The following is an 18694-nucleotide window of genomic DNA, read 5'->3' on the forward strand; positions in this document are numbered from 1 at the left end:
CCACACCATGAGCCTGCAAAATTTAGACCCCGTCATCGCCCGCCTGATTGACCGCGAGCGCAATCGCCAGGAAACCCACCTGGAGCTGATTGCTTCAGAAAACTATGTTAGCGAAGAAGTGCTCCAGGCCCAGGGCTCGGTGCTCACCAACAAATACGCCGAAGGCTATCCAGGCAAGCGTTACTACGGGGGCTGCAAGGTCGTCGACGAGATCGAAAACCTGGCCATCGAACGCGCGCGCAAACTGTTCAACTGCGAATACGTCAACGTCCAACCGCACTCCGGGTCCCAGGCCAACCAGGCGGTTTTCCTGGCGGTACTTGAACCTGGCGACACGATTCTGGGCATGTCCCTGGCCCACGGCGGTCACTTGACCCACGGCGCTTCCGTGAATTTTTCCGGCAAGTTTTACCGGGCGTTTTCCTATGGGCTCAAGAAGGACACCGAGACACTCGATTACGAAGAAATGGAAGCCCTGGCCCGGGAACACCGGCCGAAGATGATCATCGCCGGGGCCTCGGCGTATTCCCGGACCATCGACTTCCAACGCTTTCGCAACATCTGCGATGAAATCGGCGCCTACCTGATGGTGGACATGGCGCACTACGCCGGCTTGATCGCTGCGGGTCTGTACCCGTCGCCGGTCGCAATTGCCGACTTCGTCACCTCCACCACCCACAAAACCCTGCGCGGCCCGCGCGGCGGTTTGATTCTGGCCAAGGCGCAATACGCTCCCCTGCTCGACAAGACGATTTTCCCGGTTTACCAGGGCGGGCCGCTGATGCACGTCATCGCCGCCAAAGCCGTGGCCTTTAATGAGGCCTTGGGCGATGGGTTCAAACATTACCAGCAACGGGTGATCAGCAACGCCAGGACCATGGCCGACATCCTGACCCGACGGGGCTTGCGAGTGGTGTCTGGCGGCACCGACTGCCACATGTTCCTGCTCGATCTGCGCGCGATGAACATCACCGGCAAAGAGGCCGAAGCCCTGCTGGAAAGCGCCCACATCACGTTGAACAAAAACGCGATCCCCAATGACCCGCAGAAACCAGCAATCACCAGCGGCATCCGCATCGGGACACCAGCGTTGACCACCCGTGGCTTTGGTGAAGCGGAATGTGCCGAAGTGGCGAACCTGATCGCCGACCTGTTGGAGCAGCCGAACAACACGGCGCTGCTGGAGAGTGCCCGGCGCCGAGTGATGCACTTGTGTGAATGTTTTCCGGTGTATCTGCCGAGCTGATTGCTGGAGCAGATCTGCCCATCAGTCCAGACGGCGACTTAAATAGGCTTGAGTCTGATACGGGAACTCAATCCTTTCACACCCGCGCAAGGACGGATGCGTTTCGATCAGGCGCTGCAACTGCTCAGTGACTGTCGCCTTTTGGGCAGCAGGCAGCGCCGCGATGAAGCTCACCGACAGGAACCGGTCAAGGATGACTTCCTTGGCACTGCCTGCGTGGCTGTGTCGAAAGCAGGTCAGTTCGGGAGTAGAGAAGTGCCGCCCCGTAAATGCCAATCGCCAATCGCCGGTATGAAAGCGCGGAGTGTCGCCTTCGTACGGGGTAATGATTTCAGTGATGGCCGCCACCCAGTCCACCGACTCATCGCGTACGTTCCAGATCAGCCCCAGTCGACCATCCGGTTTGAGCACTCGATGAATCTCGGCAAGGGCCCTTTCGTTCGCAAACCAGTGAAAGGCTTGGGCGCATACCAGCGCTTGCGCTGTTTCAGATCCAAGCGGGATAGATTCGGCCGTTGCGTCCAGAATCCTGATGTCCGGTAGACTTTTGGCAAACTCGGTTCGCATCGCCTCGACAGGTTCGACTGCAACAACATCGGTCTCCATGGACTTCAACAGTCGAGTGAATTTGCCGGTGCCAGCGCCTAAATCGATAACCGTCGCCCCCGGCCCGATCCCGAGTATTTCTCTCAGCCAGGTTTGCAGTTCAACGGGATAGCTCGGGCGCCCCTTGGCATAGGTGCTGGCTTGCGATGAGAAACCGAGCTGAGCAGCCTTTTGAATTTGCGCCATGGGTCGCGAACCTCGTTAACGAACACGTTTACCAAAAGAGCATTTTCAATGCCAAACCCACAACGACTATATTGAATACGGACTCCATCCACGCATCGCCCCTCTTCAGGGCGAACTTGGCTCCAGCGTTGGCCCCAAACAGCGTGCCAACAACCAGGCAGCAGCCATATTGCCAGTTAACGATGCCACTGACTCCGAATATCATCAAGGAGCCCACTGATAGCACTAACCCTCCGACTTTTCGAGTCCCCACTGACTCACTGATGGTTTTCCCGAAGAAGAGGATATACAAATAGGTCGACAGCTTGGCTTGCCCGCCAAATAGGCCACCGATCATGCCCACCGGGATAAAGAGAATGTACCCAACAACACGCCTGATCATTGAGGGGGCCGTGTCGGACGATCGGGGCTTTTTGACAAGAGACAGGGCCACGAGTAACAAAGTCAGCAAACCAATTACTTTGTGCAACAGCGAAGCGTCTATTTGAAGAAGCAAGCTTGCCCCTGCAAGAGCCCCCACCAACCCTAGAACCGCCGCTGGGATTGCCACCCCATAATCGACTTTTCCTTTGTTATGGAAATGCCTCAAGCCAGCGACCATGGTCCCTACCGAGGCTAAGCGAGCGGTAGCAATTGAAGATTGGGGTGGCATTCCGAGCCAAATCATCACCGGCACCGTTAAAAATACGCTGCCCCCTGTGTTGGTGCCCACAAAGCCCGTTATAACCCCAAGGATCACCAAACCGACGCCGGTCAGCCAGGCGCTGTCAATCATGGGGCTATGCTCGCTTCTAGAGGATGGGCGTGGGTTTGTAGGTGTACTCGTCTCACGGCGTACTGACAGCTGCGGTTTGTCGTCTATAGTTCTTACCAGATTCGATACTCTTTCCGTCAGATACCCAGCCTTTCCGTAGTGAAACAACGCAGGGAGCACACTATGCCGATCCAGCGGCCCAATACACTGAGGTCGGCCCCTGGCATTGCCAACTCCGCAGACTCCATTTTCGGTACCGCAAAGCGCCTGTTCCGGCGCGGCTTCGACCAGGCCAAAGAAGCCTACATTTTATTCCCGCTGTTAGCCGCTCTGCTATTGCTGGCAATCTGGTCGGGTACCCTGTACCTGGTCAAGGTCGAACATGTTCGCGCGCAACAGAGCGCATCCACCGCGAGCCTGGAAATCGGCGCCACCTATGAAGCGCAAATGTTGCGCGCCATTCACGAAATAGATCAAACCCTCAAGCTGGTCAAGTACACCTATGAAGCTGAGGGTGAGCCTAATCCACTGCGCAAACTCCAAGAACGGGCGTTGTTGCCGCCGCCCTTGGTGTTTGACGTCAGCGTGGTCAACCCGGACGGAGGATTCGTGGCGAGCACGCGCGTGCACGAGACGGAAAATAGCGCGGATCCGGATGAGCAGCAGACACTGCGGCACAACGATTCACTGTCGATCAGCCGCCCCTGGAAAAGCCCTGCCACGGGAGAATGGCGATTGCGCTTCAGTCGCCGGCTCGACGCGGCGGACGGCACACTCTCCGGGATCGCCAGGGTCGAGGTCGATGCGGCTTATTTTGTCAGCAGTTACGACGCCTCGAAACTCGGCGACCAGGGCCTGCTCGGCTTACTGGGCATCGACGGTGTCTTCCGGGTACGACGCACTGGGGAAGGAGTATCGGCTGGCGATGCAGTCGATTACGCGGCGGTGGTGCCGGACACTGAAAACACCGAGGCGGTGCTCTCGGTCAATGGGTGGGACGGTGTGCGGCGCTACACCAGCGCCCGCCAACTCTACGATTTTCCGTTGGCGGTGATTGTCGGTTTGTCCGAAGAGGAACAACTGGCCGCCGTGACCCGCCAAGCGCACACCTATCTTTGGCGCGCGACGGGCGGCAGCCTATTGTTGGTGTTGTTGGTGGGGCTGCTTGCCCGAATGAGCTGGCAACTGGCCCAAAGCCGTTTGCGCGCTGCCGAAGCTCAGACCCAGCTCGCCGCTGTAGCCCGCCAGGCCGGCATGGCCGAAATTGCCACCAACGTACTGCATAACGTGGGCAACGTTCTTAATAGCGTGAACATCTCCGCCGGGCTGGTCACCAGCAAGCTGCGCGCCAGTAAGGCCTTGGGGCTTGGCAAGGCGATGCAATTGATGAACCAGCATGCCGAAGATCTGGGTGATTTCATCTCCCACGACGAGAAAGGCAAGCTTCTGCCGGGATACCTGAACCAACTGGTGGATGCGCTTGCGGTCGAACGCCAAAGCATGACCGACGAACTCGAGCAATTGACCAAAAGCGTTGATCACATCAAAGAAATCGTCGCCGCCCAGCAATCTTATGCAGGCGCTTCCAGCATCGCCGAGACCGTACAAATCAAGGAACTGATCGAGGATGCCCTGCGCATGAACGCCGGAATACTCGCAGCGCGTCAGATCACAGTGGTGCGAGATTTTGCAGAAACACCGTTACTGCAGCTGGACAAGCACCGAGTGCTGCTGATCCTGGTCAACCTGATAAAAAACGCCAGCAGTGCAATGGATGACAGGCCGGATCTAAGCCCTCAGATCACACTTCATAGTGAGGTGCAGCAAAAACAGACCTTGGTTATCAGGGTCATCGACAACGGCGAAGGCATTGCGCCAGAGAACCTGACGCGGATTTTTGCCCATGGGTTCACCACGCGTAAGGATGGCCATGGTTTTGGTTTGCACAGCTGCGTCCTGGCAGCCATGGAGATGGGGGGCTCGCTGGAAGCACATAGCGATGGGCCGGGAAAAGGTGCGATCTTCACACTCAAACTGGCGATCAAAGCCTCTGAGCAGGCACAGTTTTCGTAATGCCGGAGCACCGGCGCAAGGTGCTTTCTTTTGGGAATGACAGGCGGATTCAGAGACGACAAGCCTTGCAGATCCGAATGGGCATTTTTTTAAGCTACTCTTCGGTTCGTGGTATCGCGCAATTTATGAGCCAACGTTACAAGGAATCAACGAATGGCGGCAGTTCCCATGTCACTTCATTAGTCAACGCCGAGCTCCCGGTTATGGAGCCGTGCCTAAACCACACGGTGCTTTTTTCTGATGAGGTAGCAATGATCATATGGACCCCAAACAAAATTTAGCGGCCTTGGTGGTGACGTTGTCTGCCTGCACCGTCAGCGCTGACGATTCAGGCACGTCGATGTTTACACTGAGCAGCTTCGGCACAGTGGGGATAGTCCACTCCAGCGAGAAAAAAGCTGACTTCGCCTCCAGTATCTTCAAGCCCAACGGTGCAGGTCATTCACGCAGCTGGAGCGCCGACGTTGACAGTCTGATGGGGGCCCAGATGACCGCCAATTTCACACCCCAGCTTTCGGCCGTGGTGCAGGTCATCTCAGAGCAGCGTTACGACAATAGCTACCGGCCTTTCCTGGAATGGGCCAACATCAAGTACCAGATCACACCCGATTTCAACGCGCGCGTCGGCCGCACCGTGTTGCCGACTTTTTTGCTCTCCGACACCCGAAAGGTCGGTTACACCATGCCCTGGGTGCGTCCGCCACTGGAGGTCTACAGTCTCATCCCCATCTCCAGCAGCGACGGCATGGACGTCAGCTATCGATTTCATATAAATGAAATCACGAATACCGTGCAGGCTAACTATGGCCAGAATGACAGCCGATTGCCCGGGGATGCCGGCAAGGCGATAGCGAGAGAGCTTTGGGGCGTGACCAATACGACCGAATTTGGAACCCTGACCACGCGCATCAGCTATATGAAAGCCGACCTCACCGTGGAGCAATTCAATTCAATCTTCGATACCTTCAGGGAGTTCGGTGCACAAGGCAATGCTATCGCGGACCAGTACGACTCGGATGGCACAGCGTTGGAATTTTACGGGGTGGGTGCCAGCTATGACCCGGGCCAGTGGTTCGTGATGAGCGAATGGGGGCGTCTGAGTAGCCATTCCACGCTCGGTAGAAGAAGTGCCTGGTATGTCAGCGGCGGGTATCGAATTGACGCGTTCACGCCCTACATCACTTATGCGCGAGAAAAGTCAGAGTTTGACACCTCCACCCCGGGCTTGACGGTGTCTGCTTTACCACCGGCCCTCAGCGAGGCCGCCGTCGGTCTCAATGGTGTCCTCAATTCCCTCCTGGGACAGAACGAAGGTCAGCAAACGCTCTCCCTGGGTGTGCGTTGGGATTTCACAAAAAATATGGACGCCAAATTGCAATACGACCACACGCGCTTAAAGGGCAGTGCTACCGGTCCGTTGACTAATACCCAACCGGGCTTTGAACCAGGAGGCTCGTATCATTTGATCAGCCTGGCTGTCGATTTCGTATTCTGATGGAGCAGGCCATGGGGTTTGTGAAGTTCATCGGATTTTCCTTAGCGGGGCTCGTCATGTGCGTGGCCAGCGCTACCGTCAGGGCCGATGTGGTGGTGGTCGTCGCCGCCTCCAGCCCGGTGAAAGCCCTGGCGCGTAATCAGGTAGCGGATATTTTCCTGGGCAAGACCAGTCGTTTTCCCGACGGCGGGCCGGCGGTCCCGATCGATCAGACTGAAGATTCAGCGGCCCGCGATGAGTTCTACTCAAAGTTCACTGGCAAGTCTGCACCCCAGCTCAAAGCGCACTGGTCGAAAATAATCTTTACCGGCAGAGGACAGCCTCCGCAGGCTGTTTCAAACAGCGCAGAAGTCAAGAAACGTATCGCAGAAAATCCCGCCGCCATCGGCTATATCGAGGCCCGTGATGTGGATGGCAGTGTCAGGGCACTACCGCCCGACCCGTAATGAGAGCCTCATTCAGGCTATTGGGCCTTATTTATCGATATTCGTATTCACCGTCTTTGGCAACAACGGTCAGGCTGAAGATAGGGGTCAACGCCGAAGCGCCCGGTTATGGAGACGTGCCTAAACCACACGATGCTTTTTTTTGATGAGGTAGTAGTGATCGTATGGATCCCAAACGAAGTTTAGTGGCCTTGGTGGTGACGTTGTATGCCTGCACCGTCAGCGCTGACGATCCTGATACGTCAATATTTACACTGAGCAGTTTCGGCACAGCGGGAATAGTCCACTCCAGTGAGAGAAGGGCTGACTTCGCCGGGACGTTCAAGCCCAACGGTGCAGGTCATTCACGCAGCTGGAGCGCCGACGTTGACAGTCTGATTGGCGCTCAACTGACCGCCACTTTCACACCGCAGCTTTCGGCCGTGGTGCAGGCCATCTCAGAACAGCGTTACGACAATAGCTACCGGCCTTTCTTGGAATGGGCCAACATCAAGTACCAGATCACACCCGATTTCAACGCGCGCGTCGGCCGCACCGTGTTGCCGACTTTTTTGCTCTCCGACACCCGAAAGGTCGGTTACACCATGCCCTGGGTGCGTCCTCCAGGGGAGGTCTACAGTCTGATACCCATCACCAGCAGCGACGGCATGGACGTCAGCTATAGATTTCACATCAATGACATCACCAATACCGTACAGGCTAATTACGGCCAGAACGACAGCCGAGTGCCCGGCGATACCAGCAAGGTCATGGCCAGGGAACTTTGGGGAATTACCAATACAACCGAATTCGGCACCCTGACCACCCGCATCGCTTACATGAAAGCCGACCTGTCCTCGAAGCAATCCAATCCACTCGGCGGTCCCTCCAACACCACACCGCTCGAATTCTTCGGGATGGGGGCCAGCTATGATCCGGGCAACTGGTTCGTCATGGGCGAATGGGGGCGTGTAACGCTCGAACCCTCACTTATCAAGAAAAGCTCTTGGTATGTCAGTGGCGGATACCGCGTTGACGCGTTCACACCCTACATCACTTACGCACGGACAAAGGCGGACCAAGAGATAAACGAAGGTCAGCAAACGCTTTCCCTTGGTGTGCGCTGGGATTTCACAAAAAATATGGACGCCAAGTTGCAATACGATCACACGCGTTTAAAGGACAATGCCATCGGCCAGTTTATCAATATCCAACCGGACTTTGCGCCGGGGGGCTCGTACAACTTGATCAGCCTAGCTGTCGATTTCGTATTCTGATGGAGCAGGCCATGGGGTTTGTGAAGCTCATCGGATTTTCCTTAGCGGGGCTCGTTATAGGCGTAGCCAGCGCTACCGTCAGGGCCGATGTGGTGGTCGTCGTCGCCACCGCCAGCCCGGTGAAAGTGCTGACGCGTAATCAGGTGGCGGATATTTTCCTGGGCAAGACCAGTCGTTTTCCCGACGGCGGACCAGCGGTTCCTATCGATCAGACTGAAGATTCAGCGGCCCGCGATGAGTTCTACTCGACGTTCACTGGCAAGTCCGCACCCCAGCTCAAAGCGCACTGGTCGAAAATAATCTTTACCGGCAGAGGGCAGCCGCCGCTGGCGGTTTCAAACAGCACGGAAGTCAAAAAACGTATCGCAGAGAATCCCGCCACTATTGGCTATATCGAGGCCCGTGAAGTGGATGGCAGTGTCAGGGCGCTACCGCCAGACCCGCAATAAGAACGCTTCAGGTCAACGCCGAAGCTCCGGGTTATGGAGTCGAGCCTAAACCACACGATGCTTTTTCTGATGAGGTAGTAATGATCGTATGGATCCCAAACGAAATTTAGTGGCCTTGGTGGTGACGTTGTATGCCTGCACCGTCAGCGCTGACGATCCTGATACGTCGATATTTACACTGAGTAGCTTCGGCACAGCAGGGATCGTTCACTCCAGCGAGAAAAAAGCCGACTTTACCTCGGGTGCATTCAAGCCCAACGGTGCCGGTCATTCGCACAGTTGGAACGCCAACGTCGACAGTCTGATTGGGGCTCAGTTGACCGCCAATTTCACACCGCAGCTTTCGGCTGTGGTGCAGGTCATCTCGGAGCAGCGTTACGACAATAGCTACCGGCCATTCTTCGAATGGGCCAACATCAAGTATCAGCTCACACCCGATTTCAATGCGCGCGTGGGGCGCACGGTGTTGCCGACTTTTTTGCTCTCCGACACCCGAAAAGTTGCTTACACCATGCCCTGGGTGCGTCCTCCAGGGGAGGTTTACAATCTGATACCCATCACCAGCAGCGACGGCATGGACGTCAGCTATAGATTTCATGTCAATGAAATCACGAATACCTTGCAGGGTAATTACGGCCAAAACGACGCCCAATTACCCAACGGTATCGGCACGGTGATGGCGAGGGAGCTTTGGGGAGTTGCCAATACGACCGAATTCGCAAACCTGACCACGCGCATCACCTACATGAAAGCGGACCTGAGCTCCAAGCAAGCCAATTCACTCGTCGGTAACTCCGTTGCCAGACCGCTCGAGTTTTTTGGCATGGGTGCCAGCTATGATCCAGGCCAGTGGTTCGTCATGGGCGAATGGGGGCGTACCACGATCGAGCCCTCGATAGCGAGGAGAGACGGCTGGTATGTCAGCGGTGGGTACCGAGTGGACGCATTCACACCCTATATCACTTACGCACGAGCAACGTCGGACCAGGAAACAAACGAAGGCCAGCAAACACTTTCCCTTGGTGTGCGCTGGGATTTCACAAAAAATATGGACGCCAAGTTGCAGTACGATCACACGCGCATGAAGGACAATGCCACCGGTCCGTTGATCAATATCCAACCGGACTTTGCGCCGGGAGGCTCGTTCAACTTGATCAGCCTAGCTGTCGATTTCGTATTCTGATGGAGCAGGCCATGGGGTTTGTGAAGCTCATCGGATTTTCCGTAGCGGGGCTCGTTATAGGCGTGGCCAGCGCTACCGTCAGGGCCGACGTGGTGGTCGTCGTCGCCACCGCCAGCCCGGTGAAAGCCCTGGCGCGTAATCAGGTGGCGGATATTTTCCTGGGCAAGACCAGTCGTTTTCCCGACGGCGGACCGGCTGTCCCGCTCGATCAGGCTGAAGATTCGGCGGTCCACAATGAGTTCTACTCGACGTTCACTGGCAAGTCCGCACCCCAGCTCAAAGCGCACTGGTCTAAAATAATCTTTACCGGCAGAGGGCAGCCTCCGCAGGCTGTTTCAAACAGCGCAGAAGTCAAGAAACGTATTGCAGAGAATCCCGCCACTATTGGCTATATCGAGGCCCATGACGTGGATGGTAGTGTCAGGGCGCTCCCATCACCCCCCCAATGAGAGCACCTCATTCGTCAGGCTGTTGGGCCTGACGTATCGACGTTCGTATGCGCCGTCTGTGCCTGTAGCAATTCCTTGAACTGATCCGCGGGGACCGGCTTGTTAAAGTAAAACCCCTGAAACTCGTCGCACGCATTGTCGCGCAAGAAGTCGGCCTGCTCCTTGGTTTCCACGCCCTGGGCAACCACGGTCAGGCTGAGGGTTCTGCCCATCGCGATAATGGCCTCGGTCAACGCTTTCTCTTCTGACACGCTGCTGATATCACAGATAAACGAACGATCGATCTTGATGGCGTCGAGCGGAAATTGCTTGAGTGCCGAAAGCGAGGAATAACCGATACCAAAATCATCGATTGCGATCCGGATCTTCAATTGTTTAAGCCTGGTCAACACCCTCAATGCCCTTTTGACATCTTGCATGAGCAAGCTTTCGGCGATTTCAAGCTCCAGCAGACTGGCATCCATACCGGTTTCTGCAAGTATCGAGGCGAGGTCCGTGAGTAAGTTCTCGTCGGCAAACTGACGCGCTGTCAGGTTCACGGCCATGCCCAAATGCGGCAGCCCCTGGTGTTGCCAAGCGACGTTTTGCCTGCAGGCGGTCTTGAGCACCCATTTGCCGATCTGCACGATTAAACCGGTCTCTTCCGCGACCGGAATAAACTGCATGGGCGCTACGATACCCAGGTCGGGGTGGTCCCAGCGCAAAAGCGCCTCCATACCCGTGATCTGCCCACTGCGGATATCTCGCTTGGCCTGGTAGTGAAGCTGGAACTCCTCGCGCTCCAGCGCGTGGCGCAAGCTGAGCTCCAGCGTCAGTCGTTCCAGTGAATCCGCATTCAGTTTCGCGGAGTAGAACTGGAAGTTGTTTTTGCCTTTTTGCTTGGCCTGATACATCGCGATATCGGCGTTTTTCTTGAGTGTCTGCTCGTCCAGACCATCCTGCGGAAAGATGCTGATACCAATACTGGCGGTCACGCGGAACTCTTGGTCGCGCAGGTTAAACGGTCGGACAATGACGGAAAGAATTTTCTGCGCCGTGGTCGCCACGTACTTGTCCTCGGACAGGTCTGGAAGCAATACCACGAATTCGTCGCCGCCCAATCGGGCGACGATATCACTGGCGCGCAAACAGGCCTTGAGTCGCCGTGCCACTTCTTGCAGCAACTGATCACCGGCATCGTGCCCCAGCGTGTCGTTGATTTGCTTGAAGCGGTCGAGGTCAAGAAAAAGCACCGCCAGTTGCCGATGATCACGGCTTGCCTCGCTGATATTTTGACTCAACATCTTGCTGAACAGACTGCGGTTGGGCAGCGACGTAAGACCGTCGTGATAGGCGAGATACTCGACACGTTCGGCATACGCTATTTTGGCTTCGGCGGCGCGCAGGCGGCTTTGCACCAGTTGCCAGCTCATCCGGCTCAACAGAGCGACCAACAATACCAGCAACAGGCTACCGCTCGCCGCCCGCCACAGGTAGGTGTGTGCCTGCCGAGTCACCGCGGCCAGTTGTTCTTCCTCGGACAACCCAACAATCACCGCCAGCGGAAAATCATAGAGTTGACGGGCGCTGGTGTAGCGCTGCACCCCGTCCCACCCATTGACCGAGAGCACGGCCTCGGTGTTTTCAGTGTCCGGCACCACCGCCGAATAATCGACCGCATCACCGGCCAATACCTCTTCCCCGGTGCGCCGTACCCGGAAGACACCGTCGATGCCCAGTAAGCCGAGCAGGCCGTGATTGCCGAGTTTCGAGGCGTCGTAACTGCTGACGAAATAGGCCGCATCGACCTCGACCATCGCAATCCCGGAGAATGCGCTATCCGCCGCGTCGAGGCGACGGCTGAAGCGCAATCGCCATTCTCCTGTGACAGGGCTTTTCCAGGGGCGACTGATCGACAGTGAACCGTTGTGCCGAAGTGTTCGCAATTCATCCTCGGCGACAATACTTCCTGCTTCGCTCGCCTGGGTGCTCGCGATGATCAGGCCGTTGGCGTCGGCCACGCTGATGTCAAACAGGATAGGCGGCGGTAATAACGCTCGCGCCTTGAGCTTGGGCAGCGGGTTTTGCTCCCCTTCGGACTCGTAGGTGTATTTGATGAGCTTGAGGGTCTGATCAATTTCACGCACGGCCCGTATGATTTGCGCTTCATACGTGGCGCCGACTTCCAGGCTCACCGCAGCGATGCTCTGCTGCGCGCGAGCATGTTCGACCTTGATCAGGTACAGGGTGGCCGTCCAGATCGCCAACAGCAGGAGAACAGCTAGCAGCGGAAATAAAATATAGGCTTCTTTGACCTGGTCGAAGGCGCGTCGAAACAGCCTGCTCATGGTAGCGCAAATGGGGTTTGCGGAATTGGCAATGCCAGGGGCCAACCTCAGTGTATTGGGCCGCTGGATCGGCATGGTGTGCTCCCTGCATTGATCTACTACTGAAGACTTGCGGGTATCCGACGTGGTTAGGGTTCGAAGAGGTTGTTGCGCCTGATCACCCGCACGAAAGGATTTCGGATCTGCTAAGAACTATAGACGACAAACTGTGCCTGTCAGTGTGAGCTCTTACTGTAGACCTAAAATTCACAATGGGCGGGCTCCGTTGAATCTCTATCTCGTCCATGAGATCGACATTGTCAGCCACCACTCCCCTTCCCCGACCAAACGCCGCGGGGTATGCAAACCTGACCATCGAACAGCAGCCTGGAAGTACGCAGCAGCCCACACCCCCCCAGTGAACCATTGTCCGTGTGCAGCTCCACAGTGAATTCACCGGTTGGATGCTCCACCGATAATCGAAGATGCTCACCCCTCGGGACACGAGCCACACCTTGAGCCACCGAGCCGGCAATCAAACAGGCCGATGCCACACTCACGGCACCAAACACACCAATCGATGCATGACACTTGTGCGGAATAAAACTACGACTGTTGATAGCGCCACCGGCAATGGGCTCGGCAATCAAGCACATTTTTGGCACGGTACGCTGGGTCACATCACCCAGGTTCATCAAGGGGCCGGCTTGCAGACGAATCGATTCGATCCGGGCCTTGAGCGCTTCATCGGCATCCAGCTGTTCGCGGCTTTCATAGCCGCTGCGCCCCAGGTCGGCGGCGCGCATCAGAACCACCGGCATGCCGTTGTCGATGCAGGTCACCTCGACGCCATCGAAACGATCGCGTGCGTTGCCGGTGGGCAATAAGGCTCCGCAACTGGAGCCGGCAATGTCGTCAAACTCAACGATCACCGGTGCTGCGGTGCCAGGCACGCCATCGATGTTAGCCTCGCCGTGATAACGCACCTCGCCATCCGGCGTCTGGACAACGGCCGTAGCGGTCTGGCCGGTGTTCTCCATGAATATCCGCACCCGCGTCACCTCGCCCTGGGCCGAAATCAGCCCACGCTCCAGGGCAAAAGGCCCCACCCCAGCCAGGATGTTGCCGCAGTTCTGACCGTAGTCGACCCGCGGTTGGTCCACCACCACTTGAGCAAACAGGTAGTCGACATCGACCCCTGGGCGCTCTGAGCGACGGATGATCGCGACTTTGCTGGTCAACGAATCAGCGCCACCAATACCATCGATTTGTCGCGGATCAGGCGAGCCCATGGCCGCCAGTAAAACCTTATCGCGCAGGTCCTGCTCAGCCGGCAAATCATCGGCCAGGAAATAGGCCCCTTTGGAGGTGCCGCCGCGCATTAACAGACAGGGAATACGGGTCTGGCTCATCGTCAGCCCTCCAATTGATCGAGGCTGTCGTAGTACTTCAGCCCCTTCTCTTCCAGGCGCGCACGCATGTTGTAGATGTCCAGGCCCAACTCGCCGCTCGCCAGACGCAGGCGTTTTTGCTCTTCGAGGTCGGCACGCTTACGACTGGCCTGGATCACTGCCGGCAGCTCTTCACGCCGCACAATCACCACACCATCGTCATCGGCCAGCACCACGTCACCGGGATTGACCAATTGACCGGCGCACACCACTGGAATATTCACCGAACCCAGGGTTTCCTTGATGGTGCCTTGGGCATGCACGGCTCGGGACCAGACCCAAAAGCCCATTTCCCTCAGGGTTTTGGTATCTCGCACACCCGCGTCCAGCACCAGGCCACGCACGCCACGCGCTTTCAGCGAGGTGGCCAACAAGTCGCCGAAAAAGCCATCGCTGCAAGGCGAACTGGGCGCGACCACCAAAATATCGCCCGGTTTGCATTGCTCCACGGCCACATGGAACATCCAGTTATCGCCGGGGGCGACCAACACCGTTACAGCCGAACCGCTGATGGCGATATCTTGCTGGATCGGCCGTATCGACGACGACAACAGCCCTTTACGACCTTGAGACTCGTGAACCGTAGCGACGCCGTACTGGCACAGCTCATCGATCAACACACTGTCAGCGCGCTCAATGTTGCGCACGACCACCCCCGTCCTGCCGACGATGCTCATCCCATATTCTCCGTGACGCGTGGAAATACGCTCTGGTAACCCTCGGCGTAGACAATGTCTTTCTTCGAGGTGATGCCAATGTTGCGTTTGGCCTGCACGCCCCTCTGCAAGGCCACCCGGGTGTAGTACTCCCACAGGTGCTCCTGACCGGCCATGCACTGGATGGCTGCGTATTTCTTGTCCCACACATCCGTGATGTCCAACAGCACATCGGGCTTCCACTCGCACTGTTCCGGCTGATGCGGTTCGAAGCTGTACACCGGTGGTGCGCCAACGATTTTCTCGCCCGGCCTATAACCTTCGGCCTGGGCGATGATCCGCGCTTCCTGGGTCAGGTGGATGGCCAGAGGGTGGTCGTAGTTATAGGGGTCTTTCAGAGAGTGGCTGAGAACGAATTCTGGTTGCACACGGCGGAACACGTCAGCCAGGCGGAACAGGGTTTCTTTGTCGGCGCGCATCGGGTAGTCGCCGATGTCGAAGAATTCGACCGTGGCACCGAGAACATCGGCGGCGGCCTGGGCCTCTTCACGCCGAGCAACCTTGACCTTGCTTTCAGTCATTTCGCCCTTGCGCCACAGCTTGGCGGACTCGCCTCGCTCACCGAAAGACAGGCAAACGATATGTACCTCATAACCTTGCTGGGCATGCAGTGCGATGGAACCGCCGGCACGCCAGACGAAGTCGGCGGAATGGGCGCTGACGACCAGGGCGGTCTTTGCGTTAGTGTCACTCATCAGTCTGGACTCCCTCTTTTATTTAAGGGAATGCTGGCACAGCGACCGGGGGGCGACTAATGCGTTCGAATTACAATGCTATACTTTTTACTTATCGGCATCATCGAATGCCCGCCTGACCCGACAGAGTTTTTTAATGTCAGCCAGTGAACTGCCGCAGTTGATGCAAATCCGAACCTTTATTCGGGTGGTCGATCATGGAAGCGTGTCTCGTGCATCCCACGTGTTGTTGCGAGCGCAATCGGTGGTCACTCGGTCGGTCCACAACCTCGAAGCTCGATTGGGTGTGCAACTGTTCGAGCGCCACGCCCATGGCATGCTGCTAACGCCCTATGGCAAATGTATCCTGCCTCGGGCACGACGGGTCCTGGCCGAGCTGGCGGGGATTGCAGAGATCCTCGGCCAGCCGCCGGTAACCGTGCACGAACCGCTTTATCTGCTGTATACGCGGCGCCTGGAAATTTTCGTCAAGCTGTGCGAGACCCAGCACATGCAGACCGTGGCCAATGCCTTCGGATTCTCTCAGCCAGCCATCAGCAGCGCGCTAAAAGTACTCGAGAGCGGCACCGGCAAAGTCCTGTTCGAACGCACCGCCCGTGGTTTGCGACCGACTCGGGTGAGCCAGGAAATTCTCTATCCCATTCGTCGAGCCCTCAATGAGCTCCGGCATCTCGACGCCGACATCGCCGCACTCAAGGGCACCCTGCAAGGCACCGTGACGGTGGGCGCCCTGCCGCTGGGACGCACTCGGATCCTTCCACAAGCCATTGTGCAACTGATCAAGGATCACCCCGGCGTTCGGGTCGCGACGAACGAAAGCCCCTTCAACCTGCTCGCGATGGAACTACGCGCCGGTGACGTTGATTTTGTACTTGGGGCGTTGAGGCCGACGGGTTATGCCAGCGACCTCCATGGCGAAGCATTGTTGACCGAGGAAATGGTCGTGCTGGTCCGAAGCGGACACCCGCTGGCCGGGAAAGTCGTCACCCCCAACGACCTGAAGAACGCCCAATGGATATTGCCCAGGGCCCATTCACCTGCCCGGTTGATAATGGACACCCATTTCGAGCACCTGGGCGAAAAGTCTCCCGAGCCGGTGGTAGAAACGGGTGACCTGGCAATCATCCGAGGGCTGCTGCTGCGTTCGGACCTGCTCGCGGTGGTCTCGGAGCATCAGCTGGAACACGAAATCGCTTCAGGCGAGTTGCAGCGCCTGGCGCTGCAACTGCACGACACTCGTCGGCCAATAGGCCTTATCTACCGAACCAACGGCCTGCACTCTCCGGCAGCGCAGGCATTGCTGCAGCAGATCCGGGCGGTGGCCCGAAAAGCGTCTGGCGACAACCCGTCCATGGTGGAGTAAATGGGCCGGTTGGACACATCGCTTATTCTTATGAGGCATCGGCTGAAACCGGCGTCTCTGGTCCCGACAAGAGGCCTTAGTCCGCACTCAACCCCCACAAGACATCCAGCACATGCTGGGTAGGCCGTTCGACGTCCCCACCACGATGGGCAATGCCCAACTGACGCCACACTAAAGGCTGTAGAGGCCGCATGACGATTCTGGTATCGGGCAAGAGTGTGGACGCCTCATGGGGCAACAGTGTCGCGCCATAACCGGCCGCCACCAGGCTTTTGATCGCGTCGTTGTAATTGAGCTGGATACGTGGGGTGGGATGCTGGCCGTCACTGGCGAACCACTCTGATGTCAGGCGAGAAAGCCGAGTGGTGCTGTCATTCAGAATCAACGGCTGAGCCGCCAGCCAGCCGGGCGTAATGAAGTCCGGGCAATCCCAGCGGGCCGGCAGGAAGGCCATGACCGGGTCCCGCCGCCACGGTTCAATGCGCAAGCCCTTCACCGGGGGCTGCGGCAACGCGACCAGACCGATGTCCAACGTGCCGTCGACAAGTTTCTTCAGCGTCTCTTGTGACGTGAGCACAGCGACCTGTACATCGATGGTGGGATGGTGTTGGCCCAACGTCTCCAAGGCCTGCGGCATCAACTGCGCGATAGCGCCCGTGGAGGCGCCCAATCGCACGCGCCCTGCCAGGCCCTGAACTTGACGCTGCACATCTTCCAGCGCCTGCTCCGCATCCGCCAACAGGCGTCGCGCACGCTCCACCAACGTTTCGCCAATCGCCGAAGGCTGGACACGCCCGCGCGTGCGCGACAGTAGCAATCCCCCAACCCGCGACTCCAGATCGGCGATATGCAAGCTGACGGTGGGCGGTGCCAAGTTCAGAAAACGGGCCGCTTCAGCAAACGAGCCCAGGTCGGCGATGGCGACCAACGTGCGTAGGCGGTCCAGGCTGATTTCGCGCATGCATGACTCCTGATTCAGAAAATCTGAATTAAACCTTTTCTAAATTCAACTTTCATTATTCTACTCCCGTGCCGAAGATCGCAGCTGTTGATTCTTGCCTACGAGCGCTTTCCCATGACCACTCCCCTCATATTTATCGACGGCGACCAAGGCACCACCGGGTTGCAAATCCATCAACGCCTGCACAACCGGCCTGATCTGCGGCTTGTCACGCTCGCACCTGAACACCGTAGGGACCCTCAACGTCGCGCCGCGGCCATCAACGCCTGCGACATCGCGATCCTCTGTTTGCCTGACGACGCCGCACGCGATGCGGTAGCGAGCATCGAAAATCCTGCTGTACGGGTAATCGATGCCAGTTCGGCACACCGTACCCACAAAGACTGGACCTATGGTTTCGCGCAAATGGCTCCCCAGCAGGCACAACGCATCGCCACAGCGCGGCGAGTCAGCAATCCCGGTTGTTATCCCACGGGGGCGATAGGCCTGCTGCGGCCATTGCTGGAGTCGGGGCTGCTGCCCCGGGATTATCCGATCAGCATTCATGCTGTGTCCGGCTACTCCGGAGGAGGACGCGTCGCCGTCGAAGAACACGAGGGGGAAAACGCCTCACGGGCGCCTGCATTTCAGATTTATGGGCTGGGGCTGGCGCACAAACATGTTCCGGAGATCCAGCAACAGAGTGGCTTGGCCCAGCGGCCGATGTTTGTGCCGGCTTATGGGGCTTTTCGGCAAGGGATCGTGTTGACCATACCGGTACAACTTCGCTTATTGGCCCCTGGCATTGATGCGACGCGGTTACATGCCTGCCTGGAGCAGCACTACGCCGATACCGATCATGTACAGGTCATGTCGATGCAGGAGGCGCAAGGGTTGGCTTATCTTGATCCACAGATGCTCAACGGGACGGATGATATGCAATTGAGGGTGTTCGAGAACGCGGGCCAGGTTTTGTTGGCGGCGGTGTTTGACAATCTAGGCAAGGGAGCTGCCGGTGCGGCGGTGCAGAATCTGGATTTGATGCTTGCGGGCGCATAAGTCTTGGCAGCAGCTGCAAGG

General features: G+C 57.4%; 17 protein-coding genes. 10 read left to right on the forward strand and 7 right to left on the reverse strand.

All coding sequences use genetic code 11. The features are described from left to right. Nucleotides 1–7 precede the first annotated feature (7 nt). Complete coding sequence (glyA, locus tag ACA047_RS17210) at nt 8–1246, forward strand: serine hydroxymethyltransferase (protein ID WP_497351283.1); 1239 nt, start codon at nt 8–10, stop codon at nt 1244–1246. Nucleotides 1247–1267: 21 nt separating this feature from the next. On the opposite strand, the gene ACA047_RS17215 is transcribed toward glyA, so the two are convergent. Both ACA047_RS17215 and ACA047_RS17220 read right to left on the reverse strand, forming a co-directional pair. After that, nucleotides 1268–2038: a class I SAM-dependent methyltransferase gene (locus ACA047_RS17215; protein ID WP_497351285.1), complete on the reverse strand. Its 771-nt coding sequence runs from the start codon at nt 2036–2038 to the stop codon at nt 1268–1270. A 28-nt stretch (nt 2039–2066) separates the two neighbouring features. Then, complete coding sequence (locus tag ACA047_RS17220) at nt 2067–2813, reverse strand: sulfite exporter TauE/SafE family protein (protein WP_497351287.1); 747 nt, start codon at nt 2811–2813, stop codon at nt 2067–2069. A gap of 162 nt (nt 2814–2975) precedes the next feature. Between ACA047_RS17220 and ACA047_RS17225 the strand changes: the two genes are divergently transcribed. From ACA047_RS17225 to ACA047_RS17255, 7 genes are all read left to right on the forward strand, one after another. Then, nucleotides 2976–4865, forward strand: coding sequence for an ATP-binding protein (locus tag ACA047_RS17225; protein WP_497351289.1), 1890 nt, complete (start codon nt 2976–2978; stop codon nt 4863–4865). 259 nt (nt 4866–5124) lie between these two features. Continuing rightward, entirely contained in the window at nt 5125–6360 is a 1236-nt protein-coding gene (locus tag ACA047_RS17230; protein ID WP_497351291.1) for a porin, read from the forward strand. A gap of 11 nt (nt 6361–6371) precedes the next feature. Further along, a complete protein-coding gene (locus tag ACA047_RS17235) occupies nt 6372–6806 on the forward strand; it encodes a substrate-binding domain-containing protein (protein WP_497351293.1) in 435 nt (144 codons plus the stop codon). Nucleotides 6807–6970: 164 nt separating this feature from the next. Beyond that, entirely contained in the window at nt 6971–8062 is a 1092-nt protein-coding gene (locus ACA047_RS17240) for a porin (protein ID WP_497351295.1), read from the forward strand. A gap of 11 nt (nt 8063–8073) precedes the next feature. Continuing rightward, on the forward strand, nt 8074–8511 hold the full coding sequence (locus tag ACA047_RS17245; protein WP_497351297.1) for a type 2 periplasmic-binding domain-containing protein: 438 nt from the start codon (nt 8074–8076) through the stop codon (nt 8509–8511). Between the two features lie 88 nt (nt 8512–8599). Then, nucleotides 8600–9694, forward strand: coding sequence for a porin (locus tag ACA047_RS17250; RefSeq protein ID WP_497351299.1), 1095 nt, complete (start codon nt 8600–8602; stop codon nt 9692–9694). Between the two features lie 11 nt (nt 9695–9705). After that, nucleotides 9706–10143 carry a type 2 periplasmic-binding domain-containing protein gene (locus ACA047_RS17255; protein ID WP_497351301.1) on the forward strand — a complete coding sequence of 146 codons (438 nt, stop codon included), beginning with the start codon at nt 9706–9708 and terminating at the stop codon, nt 10141–10143. A gap of 14 nt (nt 10144–10157) precedes the next feature. On the opposite strand, the gene ACA047_RS17260 is transcribed toward ACA047_RS17255, so the two are convergent. The 4 genes from ACA047_RS17260 to galB form a co-directional block, all read right to left on the reverse strand. After that, nucleotides 10158–12545, reverse strand: coding sequence for a putative bifunctional diguanylate cyclase/phosphodiesterase (locus ACA047_RS17260; RefSeq protein ID WP_497351303.1), 2388 nt, complete (start codon nt 12543–12545; stop codon nt 10158–10160). Between the two features lie 224 nt (nt 12546–12769). Then, on the reverse strand, nt 12770–13861 hold the full coding sequence (locus ACA047_RS17265; protein ID WP_497351305.1) for a 4-oxalomesaconate tautomerase: 1092 nt from the start codon (nt 13859–13861) through the stop codon (nt 12770–12772). A gap of 2 nt (nt 13862–13863) precedes the next feature. After that, nucleotides 13864–14577: a 4-carboxy-4-hydroxy-2-oxoadipate aldolase/oxaloacetate decarboxylase gene (locus tag ACA047_RS17270; RefSeq protein ID WP_497351307.1), complete on the reverse strand. Its 714-nt coding sequence runs from the start codon at nt 14575–14577 to the stop codon at nt 13864–13866. Next, nucleotides 14574–15311 carry a 4-oxalmesaconate hydratase gene (gene galB, locus ACA047_RS17275; protein WP_497351309.1) on the reverse strand — a complete coding sequence of 246 codons (738 nt, stop codon included), beginning with the start codon at nt 15309–15311 and terminating at the stop codon, nt 14574–14576. Before galB ends, ACA047_RS17270 begins: the two co-directional genes overlap by 4 nt. Nucleotides 15312–15447: 136 nt before the next feature. Between galB and ACA047_RS17280 the strand changes: the two genes are divergently transcribed. Continuing rightward, nucleotides 15448–16674, forward strand: a complete 1227-nt coding sequence (locus tag ACA047_RS17280) for a LysR family transcriptional regulator (protein ID WP_497351311.1) — start codon at nt 15448–15450, stop codon at nt 16672–16674. Nucleotides 16675–16750: 76 nt separating this feature from the next. Here the strand turns inward: ACA047_RS17280 and ACA047_RS17285 are convergent, their stop codons facing one another. Continuing rightward, nucleotides 16751–17635, reverse strand: coding sequence for a LysR family transcriptional regulator (locus tag ACA047_RS17285; RefSeq protein WP_497351313.1), 885 nt, complete (start codon nt 17633–17635; stop codon nt 16751–16753). Between the two features lie 114 nt (nt 17636–17749). Between ACA047_RS17285 and argC the strand changes: the two genes are divergently transcribed. Beyond that, entirely contained in the window at nt 17750–18673 is a 924-nt protein-coding gene (argC, locus tag ACA047_RS17290) for an N-acetyl-gamma-glutamyl-phosphate reductase (RefSeq protein ID WP_497351315.1), read from the forward strand. Nucleotides 18674–18694: the final 21 nt, after the last annotated feature.

It is taken from the genome of Pseudomonas sp. LBUM1664, from assembly GCF_059695895.1.